The sequence below is a fragment of the Sediminibacterium salmoneum NBRC 103935 genome, from assembly GCF_000511175.1.
GTDB lineage: Bacteria > Bacteroidota > Bacteroidia > Chitinophagales > Chitinophagaceae > Sediminibacterium > Sediminibacterium salmoneum.
Map to the genome: position 1 here is coordinate 21988 of NZ_KI866530.1, position 13240 is coordinate 35227.

The window sequence follows — 13240 nt, forward strand, 5'->3', positions numbered from 1 at the left end:
TACGAGCCTTATAGGATTTGCTGCTTTCACTTTTGGAATTGTAAGTTGGAAACTAATCATTGGATTTTACCTGGTATTTTATAAAGATTGACTTACAGTATTTTGACTTCTTTTCTTAACATAAGTTCATATTTCATGTTTTCAAGCTTAATATTTTTACTTGAAACTTATAAATATTCTAAGTTCAAGTAATAAGTGCAATTTTTTGTTGCAGCACTTGATTAGGGGTTAAGTAATTAAATTTTCTAACTGGTCTATCATTCAATAATTGTTCAACACGTTTTATTTGATAATTTGATACCATACTAAGGTCAGCTTTTTAGGGAAAAACCTTCTGATCTGTCCGATTCTATTTTCTACCGTTCCTTTATCTTGACTGGTATAAGGTCTGGTAAAATAGGTGTCAACATTCAACGCTTCTGCAACTTCTGTATGATTAGCAAATCCTAGATCATTATCAAAAGTTACTGTATGCATTGGATAAGCTGCTTGCTCAAGTTTTTTAATAATGACTTTACTCACTGTTTCACTGCGCCTGTTACGAAGCTTGTGAAGACTAGTATGTAAAGTAGCTCTATCTGTCATAACCAATAATGCACCTTTATGGTTCTTACCCATCATAAAATCAACTTCAATATCACCTGGCCTAATTCTTTTGCTGACGATTTTAGGTCGCTTATCTATAGGCACTCGGTTAGGAATAATACCACGGCTATCTTTTTGATTGCCCCGCTTTCTTCTTCGTCTACCGTGTTTCAGGTGCAGATATATTCTTTTGTAGGGTTTATCTGCCGCCTTATTACCATGCTTCGATTGCCAAATCCATTGGTAAAGCCATTCAATACTCAAAGGACATTTGCCTGTCTCTTTGCCTTTAACACTAATCAACTCAGGGCTCCACTTTTCAACAGACAACCATTGAACAGCTTGTTTTTTCATAGACAAATCAAACTTCACCAGCTTGGGTTTATGCTGATGTCTTTGTTCTGTTCTGCGTTGTGCATTGGCCGCCAAATACGTTCCTGCTGTCCTTCCGCGTTGGGCAGTATTCCTGCGGATCTCTCTACTTATGGTAGATGGATTTACCCCAAGTTGCTCCGCTATCCAATTTTGTTTCATTCCAGAAGTAATGAACGATTCAATCTGATATCTTTGTATCAAACTAAGTTGAGTGTAATTTTTTGTCATAGTAACCAAAAGGTCGCACTACTTGGTCAAAAGGCAAAAAGCCCTCAAAAGCTTTTTTGCCTTTTGTTTAAAAATTGCACTTATCTGTTGAACTCAGCTATTTAATTCTATATGAACTTCCAGATTATTGTTTTGCAAATGTTTTTTTCCGGTTTCTTTTTGTTTAGTTCTTTTAGTCCAGAGAAAAAGAAAGTACTGATTATAGTAAGTAGTTATGGAAAAGAGGAAGGTGTTCAAAGACCAGGATACGAGTTTGAGGAATTTTCTAAAGCATATATAATTTTTAAAGACAATGGGTTAGATATTGATGTTGCTAGTCCTAAAGGAGGTAATGTTGAACCAGATAAATTTAATACGGCTAAACCTTATAATAAATTAGTCTTAGAAGATACGAAAGCAATGTCTTTGTTAAAAAATACAAAAGCCACAGTTCAGCTTAAACCAGAAGATTATGATGCAGTATATATTGTTGGGGGTAAGGGAGCGATGTTTGATTTACCGTTTGATCCATCTCTTCTTGAACTACTTAGTGAGGTGTATAAGAAGCAAAATAGTATTGTTGCTGCTGTTTGTCATGGGCCTGCTGCTTTAGTTAATGTAAAGCTTAATGATTCAACATTCTTGGTGGCAGGGAAGAGAATGACTGGATTTTCAAATGAGGAAGAAGTTAACTTTGGTCAAAAGTGGAAATCTGAATTTCCTTTTTTACTTGAAGATAAACTGAAACTAAGAGGGGTAGAATATGAAAGCAGTGAACCCATGCTCCCGCAAGTAACTGTTGATAGAAGGATTGTTACGGGACAGAATCCTTTTTCTACTTCATTGCTGGCAGAAGAAGTTGTAAGTTTATTAGGTATTCAACCAGTGAAAAGAGATATATTCCCGGATGAACGAAGTATTTATCTTGTAAAAAAAGCTTTGAGTGGTGATACTGTTTGGGCAAAAAAAGAATTAACTACAAATGCGGCTTTATTCGATACACAAATCATTGGTGGATACGGGATTTTTAAACTCATGAATGCTAAGGGAAATGCTGATGAAATTAAAGAAGGCCTCTTTTTATCAGGATTGGTCAGTGGTCTAACATATAATAAAGTTCTTTTGTTCGAGATGGCAAAAGGATATAAGCAATTAAATAACAAAGCAATGGCAAGAACTTTGCTACAACAGATAATCCAAAAAGATCCTGGTTTTGAGAGAGCAATACTATTAATGAAAGATTTATAAATTATTTATCTAATGGAAAATATTTTGGCGAAGATAAAATCAAGAATAATATTTCAGTTATTTGTGATATTTATTCGATATGCATTGGGTACAGCATTTGTATGGGCAAGTATTTTAAAAATTAAGGGAATTCGATTTGAACCGGAATCAGGAGAAACTGCACCTATTAATAGTATATCACACCTTTTAGAAGCAATTTATCGTTCTGGTTTTTATTGGAATTTTATTGGCTGGGGACAATTAATAGCAGGATTCTTATTGATGTCTCAGATTTTTAGTACCCTCGGCGCTATTGTTTATTTTCCTATTATTTTAAGTATTTTCATTCTTACAACTTCTTTTGGTGCATCTTTCTTTTGGATATTGACTTCATCTATGCTTTTTGCTAACATATGTTTATTGCTATGGGATTGGAATAAGTTGAAGTTCATATTTCTTTCAAATCCTGGTATTTATATTGATCAGTCAACGTCTTTTTCAAAATTGAAAGTTTGGTCATTTCTGGGAATTTTAATTTTTCTTTTTATTATTATTTATCGAATTATAACAACCTGACAGCTAGATTGAAAATTAGCATGCTTATAAATCAAGATGAAAAAAAATATTACTAGGTTTATTTTAATGGCTTGTGCTTTTGTATTTTCAATTGCTTTAGTACTTTCTTGCGCATTGTTTTGGCCAATGCCGAAACTGGCCCTTCCTGTTAAATATCGATACGTTTTTATTAAATCTATTAATATAGTTGATGTAGTATCTGGAAAAACTTTGAATAAGAGAGATATACTGATTAGGGGCAATACGATTAGTAAGATTGATACAAGCGGAAATTTAAAAATACCCTTAAATGCTTTAGTTGTTAATGGAAGTAATAAGTTTTTAATTCCCGGTTTATGGGACATGCATACGCATTCTAATCAATTTTCTGAGTGGTTACATCATCCCTTATATATTGCCAATGGAGTAACTGGGATTAGAGATATGTCCGGTCAGCTTGGAAGGGATGACTCTTATTGGGTTGGTAGTCAGGAACGTTTAGGTTGGAATTCAGAGATTCTTGAGAATAAACGAATCTCTCCACGATATGTATTACAAAGTAGTTATCAGATTGATGGGAGATTTTCGGTTCCTGATGGTTATCCGAGCTTTTTCAAGCTTCAGCAAATTGAAGATGTAGATTCCTTATTACAATTTTACAGTCAAGCTAAAGTAGACTTTATTAAGGTCTACAATCGTATACCAGCTAAATCCTATGAGAAACTCCTAAGTAAAGCCCCGAAGTATGGAATGCATATTGCAGGTCATAAGCCTGCTGAAGTAAGTTTAAAAAAAGCTATTGTTCTCGGCCAAAAGAGTTTTGAGCATGGGCGACTTTTTTTGAATGAATCATCTCAGGATACTATTGTTAGTCTTTTGCAGCTTATGAATACAAATAATACTTATTGGGTACCTACTTTACAAACACTCAAGTTTGAAGCAAGTGCTCATATACCTGCCTTTACCAACAATCCAAATTTAAGATATATTACCTGGATTCAGCGTGCATTGTGGTGGGCGCCTGATGTTAATGCTAATCGGAAGCGGAATTTGTCAAAAGATGGAAAGGGTTTGAGTACTATATTTTACAATACTGCTAAAAAGCATATTAAAATTGCTGATTCAATTGGAGTTAGAATTATGTCAGGAACAGATGTTTCAGATTCCTATATTTTTCCAGGGTTTAGTTTACATAAGGAATTACAAGATCTGAGGAGTTGTGGAATGAGTTCTTTGAGCGCCCTGCAGGCTGCAACAATCAATCCTGCTAAGTTTATCGGTAATGATAGCCTTTATGGTTCAATTAATAGTGGTAAAATAGCTGATATGATCATTTTGACGAAGAATCCCTTAGATAATATAGAAAATACAAAAAATGTTTTTGGTGTATTATTTAACGGTCTTTATTATGATGCTAAAAAATTGGAGGAGCTCAAAGCTTTTACTACAAATGCGTCATCCAGTTTTCATATCAATGTTAAGTTGTTTTTTAGTCTATTTAATAGCCCATTGATTCGAGTTCAATGGGCTGATTAGATGTTAATTAACATAAGTTAATTTGGTTCAACAATGCGATTTCTAATTTCGTAGTATGTATATCAAATATATTGTATTTACGTTGATTCAATTTTTTGTTGTAATTAATGTATTATCTGCTCAAAAAGCAGTTGAAATAATGCAGCCTAAAATTGAGTTTGATATAAAATTGGTGTATTGACCCCCTAAATAGCTGGACAGAATTGTACTAAACAATTAAGTCACTAAATTTAGGAAACATGTCAAAAACAAGAAGGAGTTTCTCTGCTTCTGAGAAACTGTCAATTATTAATGAAGCAGACCAGTATGGTGTTAGTGCAACACTACGTAAGCACAATCTTTCACCGACTGTATTTAGGCGTTGGAAGGACAACTTTAATGAAGGGGGTGTTGCCAATCTTCAATCGTATGTCAAGGTTCGCAATCCTGAAGTAGAAGGTCTGGAAGAGCAGATTCGTTTACTTAAGAATATTGTTGCGAAGCAGCAGATTGAACTGGAGTTCAAGACTGAGCTTTTAAAAAAAAGTCAATTCCACGAACAGCGTCGGTCGAAGTAATGCAAAGTTTTCAATCACATCCAATGGTTAGTAAACAGGATCTTTTGTCATGGTCAGGTGTTCCTCGCAGTAGTTTTTACTACAAGCGTGGAGATGGTATACGTGGTCGTAAACCAAGCCAAATGACCATTACCCAAGACGGAGAACTGGTTGAAAACAAGGTGGTTATTGAGCATGTGGAGAAAATTCTTCAACAAGAGTTCTGTTGTTACGGTTACAAAAATGTCTGGGATGAATTAAAAGTGAAGGGATACATCATTAATCACAAGAAAGTATACCGGCTAATGAAAGTCAATCATCTTTTATTTAACCGTAAAATTGGTTCGATAGGTGTACCCAGATCGTTTGTTCGGTTCCGGAAAATAATAGCAACGAGGCCGCTAGAACACCTTTGTATGGATATCAAGTATATCCATATTCATGGAGCACAGCGCAATGCACTATTACTTACCGTAATTGATGCTTTTAGCCGAAAAGTATTGACCCATATGCTTCGGTTTAATATCAAAAAAGGGGACGTGATTATCCTGCTTTCTTTACTGCTAATGGATTACAAAATTGAAAACGTAACAATCAGAAATGATAATGGAGCTCAATTTATTGCGACAGTAGTTAGGCAGTTTTTAAAAGAAAAAGGAGTTAACCAGGAATTTACCCATGTTGCCACTCCAGAAGAAAATGCCTACATAGAATCACTTCACAGCAATATCCAACGAGAAGTAGTGGAACGCTTTGAGTTTGAATCCATTTATCACGCTAAAATGACTTTTGAACGCTATTACAACTGGTACAATAATCACCGGAAACACGGCTCATTGGGTAGAAAATCACCAGAACAGTTCCTGCAATTATTTAACCAAAACACTTTAACCCAAAAAACAAAAGAAATAACCGAAATTGTCTCAAATTTTTAACCCTTTTTGTCCAAAAATTAAGGGGTCGATACACTTTATAGTTCTACCATTGGTGGACACAGGCTTACTGCATTTGATGGATTTTTACCTCTTCTATAAATTAACAGTCTATAAAATGCTTTTTTTAATAATCTCGCTTAATTTCAATGAAAAAGGTTAATTAATAAGTAACTCTATGGAAAAGGTATTATTCGAGTTTATTGAAAAGTACATGGTTTTAACCGAGGAGGAGAAAGAAGCGATTCTTGATATGCAGGTGTTTAAGTATTATAAAAAAGGAGATGTTTTATTGAAAGAAGGACAATATTCTTTAGATAGCTATTTTGTTTTGCAAGGCTGTATAAGATCTTATTATTTAATTGATGGAGAAGAAAAAACAACTGCTTTTTTTACTGAAATGGAGACTTGTGTTCCTTTGTGCAGTAAAAATAATGAGCCATCAGAATTCAATGTAGATTGTTTGGAGAACAGTATTTTGGTAATTGCTAATCCGGATACTGAGAAAAAATTGTTTACAGAGTTTCCCCGTTTTGCCAATATGTGCAGAATTTTATCAGAAGAATTATTGGTTAAAGTGCAATTTAATTTGGACAGTTTTAAAACTCATACACCGGAGCAGCGGTATCTTCACATGCTCGAACAAAGACCCGATTTAATTCAAAGAGCACCTCAACATCAAATAGCCAGTTTTTTAGGCATTACCCCTCAATCCCTGAGTAGAATCAGAAAAAGGCTGGCTTCTACCTAATTGATAATTAGTTAACTAAAGTTAATTTCTTCTATTTCATTTAGTATTTACTTGCTGACTGAAATTAAAAATTATATGAAAAAGAAATTTGCTTTAGTTCTACTGCTTTTTTGTGGTCTGATTTTTTATGTAAAAGCTGAAATGGCAGATACAATAAAGATTAGTGCTTCTAGCATTAATACCAGTGTATTGAAAGAAGGGACTCACCGTTATTTAGTGTACATGAAAATGAAAAAAGACTCGGTGAGAACACAAACACAATATTGGACAAGAGATATTAAGCGTTCTAAGTATCAGGGTAGAGATGTCATAGAAATTAATCAATCTTGGGAAGACAAAGATAGTATTATGCATATTGTCAAGTCTCTTTCCGATGCTAAAACAATGCAGCCTCTATATCATCATACCTGGTGGAAAGTGCAAAGGTCTGCCAATCCAATTAAAGTAGTTAGTTCTACCATTGTTGATTTTATAAATAATACAGTTGAAATGGATGGTAAGCAATTAGGAGAAACAGATACATCTAAGCGAATCAGGCCTATATGGATGGCCTTTAAATCTGCTGAGAAGCAGTTCCATTTAAATTGGCATTCTGATCTTGAAACTTTTCCGGTTTTACCATATAAAGACAAGGTGGTTTTTGAGATTCCATTTTATGACCCTGGAACTGGTGCCGGATTAACTAAAGCACATTACAAAGTAGATGGATCTGCTTCATTGAGTGGATATAATGATCAGGTGATTGATTGTTGGTTATTGGTACATCAAAGCCCTGGCAATAAAGAAGTGTTCTGGGTAAGTAAAAAGACCAAAGAAGTATTGAAGCTTGAACAGGAGATTAATGGCACATTTTATAGATATAAAATCAAACTGGGATTTAGTAATTAATCTGCTTACAAGAGCATACAAACTGACAAAAATGTATTTAACAAGAAGAGATTGGTTGCAGATTTTAGAAAATGCTTTAGCCTATATAATAGTTTTAGCAATGTTGGCTTATGGGGTTGGTAAACTGGTTCAGTTTAAGCATGCGCAGCATGTATCTACACCTGTTTCTGAATTGTCTGGCATGCAATTAATGTGGGCATTTTATGGATATTCCAGGCCTTTTGTATTAACGCTTGGTGTATTAGAGATTATTGGCGGCCTGCTGGTTTTAGTAAAGCGCTATAGATTAATTGGCTGTTTATTGGTCTCTACAATTTTAATTAATGTTATTTTACAGGATATTTTTTATAATGTAAATATTGGTGCGCTTAGGGCTGCAATCTTATATCAAATTACCATTTTCATAATTTTTATCCTTAACAAACAGATCGTTATTGGTGTTTGGAAAAAATTGATACAAGCCAATGTAAATCATGATGATTTGAAGAAGAAGCTCTATATTCTTTTAGTTTCTATAATGCTTTTTGTTTTATTGAGAATTGTTGAATACTATATTACAATACGATGGTGATACCCTTCACTTTAGACGCTAATCCAATTGTTTTGATTGATGGTGAATGTAATTTTTGCAATCGGACTTTAATGTTTATTTTAAAGTATGATAGAGATGAAATGTTTTATTTTGGATCACAGCAAAGTAAAGTTGCACAGAATTTATTAAGTAAGTATAATTACAAAGATGAGTCCCTTACTACTATATACTTGATTCATAACGGTAAGGTGTTTACAAAATCTTCGGCTATTATTGAAATTGCTAAAAGATTGAGTGGATTTCCCAGATATCTGTCATTGCTTAGATTTATACCAAAGCCAATTCGTGATTGGTTTTATGATTTATTTTCAAAATATCGTTTTTTTTAGGAAGGCGTAAAACTATTTGTTTAATACCAACTCCTAGTTTAATAAGTAGAATGATTAAAGACAATTAAAAAAAACATTATGAAAAAAGCATTCCTTTCATTTTCTCTTTTATTTGTAATTGCCCTTACAAACTATGCACAAGCAGATATTAGACCTAGTACATTTCAGCTAGGACAAAATCAAAAGACAGTTCCCTATAGGATTTTTCAAACTCAAAGTGCAAAAGTTTGTATAAAGCTGGATACCCGTACTGGACAAATGTGGCAAATACATTTTGGACAAGATAATAGTCAAAGATTTATCAATAACCTAAATGAACAACCTTTAGTTAAGAATACTTTAGACGGAAATGATCGATTTACACTGATCCCTACCCAGCTTTTCTTTACTTTTATTCTTTTAGATCATATTACTGGTAAAACTTGGCAGGTAGATTGGTCGGATGATCCCCAAATACGAAATGTTAATCCTATACAATAATTAACTAGAGTGCAAAAAAAAGTCAGGCGACAACTTACATTATTTGTTAACCCTAATGATGCCATTAATATTGAAAAAATTAGACGAATGTATAATCTAGTACAATTCGATTTAATTAAGGCACATGTTACCCTTTGTAGAGAAGATGAAATTATTGATCAGGATAGAGTTTTGGCAAATTTGTATAATATCAGTAAAAAGTCTTTTACTGTAAATTTTGGCAAGGTTGTTCGTTTTGAAGAAGGGAAAGGTGTTCTAATTCCAGCATTAAAAGATAATGCAGAATTTTATGGATTACGGGCAAGCATATTAAATGGACTTTTTAACCCGCCAAGAATCCATTTTCCACACATAACTTTAATGCATCCAAGAAATTCTTTGTGCACAGACACTATTTTTTATCAGATTCAAAAATATTTGTTGCCTGCTAAATTGACGTTTCAGTCAATAAGTTTAATTGAACAAGAGGATGATGGGAAATGGAAAACTTTGGATGTATTCAAACTTTTTGATAATATTATTTAATCTATTAAGTATTAAATAATGCAAATGACAGGCCCGAATAAAGATATCCAGTTTCCTCTTGCAAATTATAACAGACTTTGCTTTTTAAAGAATGCCGTCAAGAACCCTAATATCATTGTTGGTGACTATACCTATTATGACGATTTTGACAATGTTGAGAACTTTGAGAAAAATGTAAAGTATCATTTTGATTTTGTTGGAGACAAGTTGATAATTGGTAAATTTTCTATGATTGCATCTGATGTAAAGTTCATAATGAACGGCGCTAACCATTTGTCAAATGCAATTTCGTCTTATCCGTTCGCCATTTTTGGAAATGGTTGGGAAAATGCAATGGAGGATAAATCTTACCCCAATAAGGGCGACATTATTATAGGTAATGATGTCTGGATTGGTTATAACGCTACAATTATGGCAGGTGTAACTATTGGTGACGGCGCCATCATTGCAACAAATTCTACTGTAATTAGGGATGTTGAACCTTACTCCATTGTAGGGGGTAATCCAGCAAAAGAAATTAAAAAGCGTTTTGATGATGAAACAATATCTAAACTACTAGATATTAAATGGTGGGACTGGGATATCGATAAAATTACCAGAAATATACAAAACCTAACAGGTACATTTATTGATAAATTGATTTAATATCTTATCTTTTTCTTTTATGATTTCACCAGAATTTCTGTATGTAAATATTTCTGAAAAACAATCTGCTTATTTTCTTTCTGTTATAGAAAGAATCGGTAAGCCCAGGATTGTCAAGAAGGGTGAAGTATTAATTCGAGAAGGCAAATGTTCAACTTTCTTTTTTTATATTAAATCTGGAGCGTTTAAAACTTCTATTGTTAGAAATGATAAATCTTATATTCTTGGTTTTACCTTAAATGGAGATATTGATTGTTGCCCTTCTTCGCTTTTAAAGAATATTAAAAATAATTTTTCAATTGAAGCCATTTCTGATAGTGATGTTCTTATTTGTGATTTTAAGGATTTTAAAAATATTTGCAGTCCAGAAAAATTCAACAGTATTACCAACAATATAATGGCTAACTATATTCGTATTCTGGAGAATAGGGTTATAGAAGCTATTTCTCTCACTGCCGAGGATCGGTATAATTATTTATTAGAAAATAACCCTTTAATAATCAAGAGTATTCCATTAAGTCTTATTGCTTCTTATTTAGGTATTACTAAAGAACGTTTAAGCAGGATTAGACGAAGTTATAAAAGTTGACTTTAGTCAAATATTTCAGTCTTGATTAATTGTACTTTTAAATAGTAGATTTAATCATTATGAAAAGAGGTAAATTACTTTTGATAGCTATTTTCTTTAGTTTTTTTCTGTAAAAAGTTACAGTCAGCGAGTACTTGTATATGCAGATTCTATTAGAAACCATTATCAGATTCCTGAATTGTCTTATGCTGTTTTAAACTCGAAGAAGATTTTGGAAATGAGTGCATTAGGTAAGCATGCTGTTCATCTCCCAGACACGGCTACTTTAAACGATCGTTTCCATATTGCATCGAATACAAAAGCTATGACCGCTTTTATAATTGCAAAGTTTGTGGAAAGTGGAAAACTAAGTTGGTCAAGCAAGTTCTTTGATTTGTTTCCAGAATGGAAAAAGGAAAGTAAGGCAGAATACGCAAATATTACTTTAAAGGATTTGCTTTCTCATAGAGCAGGGATTCATACACTGCAAGGGGATAGTACTGATCCGGAAGTCCCTTCTTTTAATGGAACCAAAGTGGAAAAACGAAAGGCATTTGGGAGGTTCGTGTTAACAATTGAGCCATTAAAGACGGATAGTCTGCGGCCCTTTATATATTCAAATGCAGGATATACTTTGGCTACTTTGATGTTAGAGAAAGTAGCTAATCAATCCTGGGAAGAGCTGGTTATTAAAGTATTTAACGAAGATTTGAAATGGGAGGTGGCATTTTCATGGCCTGAAAACCAAAAACGCAAAGATACCTGGGGGCATAGTTTTGAAAAAGGCACTTTAATTCCTGTTCCTTCAAATACCGACTTTCGGTTGGATTATACCGAACCTGCCGGTGATTTAAATATGAAAATTAAAGATTTTGCTAAGTTTATTCAATTGAATCTGGAAGGGTTACAAGGGAAGAATAATTATTTGAAAGCAAGCACTTATTCATTCCTGCATAATGGATTAAAGAATTATGCTATGGGTTGGTATAATGTTTACGAGAATGAAAATGAGTACTCTACTCATTCTGGTACAGTTGGAACCTATTATACTACTGTGCAGATTGATCGTAAGAAAGGAATTGGATACATAATTTTTACCAATTCATTCAATAACAATACACAACAAGGGGTAAGGTTGTTAATGCGTAGATTGAAAGAAGTATTTCAGTAATTGGCCTTCACATTCCGATAATAACTAACTAAATGACACCAAGAATTGAATATTTAAAGGAGAAAAAACTGGTTGGTAAACGCCTTGCTATGAGTTTGGCCAATAATAAAACAGGCGAACTATGGCAGCAATTCTTACCAAAACGCAGAGAAATCTCAAATCATATAAACAATGATTTAATTTCTATGCAAGTGTATGCACCTACCTATTTTTCAGATTTTAAACCTTCCAATGAATTTGAAAAATGGGCATCTGTTGAAGTGGCCAATTTTGAAAAAGTACCAGCAGCAATGGAAACCTTTACCTTAGCAGGAGGTCTTTATGCCGTTTTTGACTATAAAGGTTCAAGTAACGATCCGGGCATTTTTCAATTTATTTTGGGAACTTGGTTGCCGAGTTCTGGTTACCTTTTAGACGACAGACCTCATTTTGAGGTATTGGGTGAGAAATACAAAAACAATGACCCGGATTCAGAAGAAGAAATTTGGATACCCATTAAGACCCAATGAAAAAGTTAAATAAGCCAATATAATTAGCGATAAGAATGAAAAAGAATAATACAAAATGTCTTAATTGTGAATCTCAAACCATAGGAAAATATTGCCATAACTGCGGTCAAAAAACAGATACTAAAAGGTTAGATTTTATACATTTCATAAGTCATGATCTGATTCATGGAGTATTTCATTTTGATAAAGGATTACCACTTACTGTAAAAGAATTAATTGTAAGACCAGGAAAAGTTGCGAGAAATTATATTCAAGGTAAACGGATAAGTTATTACAACTTTTTTATTTGATACTGATTATGATAGGGTTGATTTTGACAACTAAAGGATTGTATAAAAGCAATTATATTGATGATTCTGCTCCTATTCAATCTGAATATCAGAATGGAATTAATTTCGCCCAGAAGAATTTAAAAGCTATTTTTTTACTTTTTATTCCAATGATAGTTTTTAGTTTAAAAATGATATACCGCAAACTAAATTTCAATATTTCAGAGTTTAGCATTATTGCAGTCGTCAATGTTTTCTATTTCCTGTTATTTGCCTTAGTATCTAATATTATTTACTTTCTATCGGCCTTTTTAAATTTTGAAATCAGTGAAAACACCAGTGCCTTTTTTGTGTATTTGGGAATATTGAGCTTTATTCGGGTATTATACCTGACGTTTCAACCCTATATTAAATCAAAGTTGGTTTTATTTATTAAAGCAATGCTTACCACCCTTTTGTTTTTTGTTATATTGCTTTTAACGATTATGATGATGATTGCCATTGCTAAATAGAAAGAAGGGAGTAATAGTGTATAATAAAGTGTAGTTTATTTACATGTC

At 33.2% G+C, this 13240-nt stretch carries 17 protein-coding genes and 1 pseudogene; 17 read left to right on the plus strand and 1 reads right to left on the minus strand.

The genetic code is table 11. From position 1 onward, the window contains the following. Positions 1 to 184: 184 nt before the first annotated feature. Positions 185 to 1188, minus strand: a pseudogene (locus P767_RS0100145) (IS30 family transposase). 111 nt (positions 1189 to 1299) lie between these two features. Between P767_RS0100145 and P767_RS15075 the strand changes: the two are divergent. From P767_RS15075 to P767_RS0100230, 17 genes are all read left to right on the plus strand, one after another. Then, the gene (locus P767_RS15075) at positions 1300 to 2415 is read left to right on the plus strand and encodes a type 1 glutamine amidotransferase domain-containing protein (protein WP_051416921.1); all 1116 of its coding nucleotides are present in this window, start codon (positions 1300 to 1302) and stop codon (positions 2413 to 2415) included. A 12-nt stretch (positions 2416 to 2427) separates the two neighbouring features. Next, on the plus strand, positions 2428 to 2970 hold the full coding sequence (locus tag P767_RS15080) for a hypothetical protein (protein WP_051416923.1): 543 nt from the start codon (positions 2428 to 2430) through the stop codon (positions 2968 to 2970). Between the two features lie 36 nt (positions 2971 to 3006). Continuing rightward, entirely contained in the window at positions 3007 to 4485 is a 1479-nt protein-coding gene (locus P767_RS0100160) for an amidohydrolase family protein (protein WP_026762920.1), read from the plus strand. A 239-nt stretch (positions 4486 to 4724) separates the two neighbouring features. Continuing rightward, the gene (locus P767_RS0100170) at positions 4725 to 5042 is read left to right on the plus strand and encodes a transposase (protein WP_026762921.1); all 318 of its coding nucleotides are present in this window, start codon (positions 4725 to 4727) and stop codon (positions 5040 to 5042) included. Further along, positions 5042 to 5956 carry an IS3 family transposase gene (locus P767_RS0100175; protein ID WP_157611286.1) on the plus strand — a complete coding sequence of 305 codons (915 nt, stop codon included), beginning with the start codon at positions 5042 to 5044 and terminating at the stop codon, positions 5954 to 5956. The genes P767_RS0100170 and P767_RS0100175 overlap by 1 nt, the downstream gene beginning before the upstream one ends. Before the next feature lie 175 nt (positions 5957 to 6131). Continuing rightward, the gene (locus P767_RS0100180; protein ID WP_026762923.1) at positions 6132 to 6704 is read left to right on the plus strand and encodes a Crp/Fnr family transcriptional regulator; all 573 of its coding nucleotides are present in this window, start codon (positions 6132 to 6134) and stop codon (positions 6702 to 6704) included. A gap of 75 nt (positions 6705 to 6779) precedes the next feature. Continuing rightward, complete coding sequence (locus P767_RS0100185) at positions 6780 to 7592, plus strand: hypothetical protein (protein ID WP_026762924.1); 813 nt, start codon at positions 6780 to 6782, stop codon at positions 7590 to 7592. A 31-nt stretch (positions 7593 to 7623) separates the two neighbouring features. After that, positions 7624 to 8163, plus strand: a complete 540-nt coding sequence (locus tag P767_RS0100190) for a hypothetical protein (protein ID WP_026762925.1) — start codon at positions 7624 to 7626, stop codon at positions 8161 to 8163. Next, on the plus strand, positions 8157 to 8513 hold the full coding sequence (locus P767_RS19100) for a thiol-disulfide oxidoreductase DCC family protein (RefSeq protein ID WP_084799791.1): 357 nt from the start codon (positions 8157 to 8159) through the stop codon (positions 8511 to 8513). The genes P767_RS0100190 and P767_RS19100 overlap by 7 nt, the downstream gene beginning before the upstream one ends. Positions 8514 to 8591: 78 nt before the next feature. Continuing rightward, positions 8592 to 8993 carry a hypothetical protein gene (locus P767_RS15090; RefSeq protein ID WP_051416930.1) on the plus strand — a complete coding sequence of 134 codons (402 nt, stop codon included), beginning with the start codon at positions 8592 to 8594 and terminating at the stop codon, positions 8991 to 8993. A gap of 9 nt (positions 8994 to 9002) precedes the next feature. Next, positions 9003 to 9518 (plus strand): 2'-5' RNA ligase family protein, encoded by a 516-nt coding sequence (locus P767_RS0100205; RefSeq protein WP_026762926.1) that lies wholly within the window; start codon positions 9003 to 9005, stop codon positions 9516 to 9518. Between the two features lie 24 nt (positions 9519 to 9542). Then, positions 9543 to 10163, plus strand: coding sequence for a CatB-related O-acetyltransferase (locus P767_RS0100210; protein ID WP_026762927.1), 621 nt, complete (start codon positions 9543 to 9545; stop codon positions 10161 to 10163). Between the two features lie 19 nt (positions 10164 to 10182). Beyond that, the gene (locus P767_RS0100215) at positions 10183 to 10752 is read left to right on the plus strand and encodes a Crp/Fnr family transcriptional regulator (protein WP_026762928.1); all 570 of its coding nucleotides are present in this window, start codon (positions 10183 to 10185) and stop codon (positions 10750 to 10752) included. A gap of 169 nt (positions 10753 to 10921) precedes the next feature. Continuing rightward, complete coding sequence (locus tag P767_RS15095) at positions 10922 to 11902, plus strand: serine hydrolase domain-containing protein (RefSeq protein WP_262506409.1); 981 nt, start codon at positions 10922 to 10924, stop codon at positions 11900 to 11902. Positions 11903 to 11934: 32 nt separating this feature from the next. Continuing rightward, the gene (locus P767_RS0100225) at positions 11935 to 12411 is read left to right on the plus strand and encodes a GyrI-like domain-containing protein (RefSeq protein WP_026762929.1); all 477 of its coding nucleotides are present in this window, start codon (positions 11935 to 11937) and stop codon (positions 12409 to 12411) included. Between the two features lie 35 nt (positions 12412 to 12446). After that, the gene (locus tag P767_RS19105) at positions 12447 to 12701 is read left to right on the plus strand and encodes a DUF3667 domain-containing protein (RefSeq protein WP_071840008.1); all 255 of its coding nucleotides are present in this window, start codon (positions 12447 to 12449) and stop codon (positions 12699 to 12701) included. Between the two features lie 8 nt (positions 12702 to 12709). Next, complete coding sequence (locus tag P767_RS0100230) at positions 12710 to 13192, plus strand: hypothetical protein (RefSeq protein WP_026762930.1); 483 nt, start codon at positions 12710 to 12712, stop codon at positions 13190 to 13192. Positions 13193 to 13240: the final 48 nt, after the last annotated feature.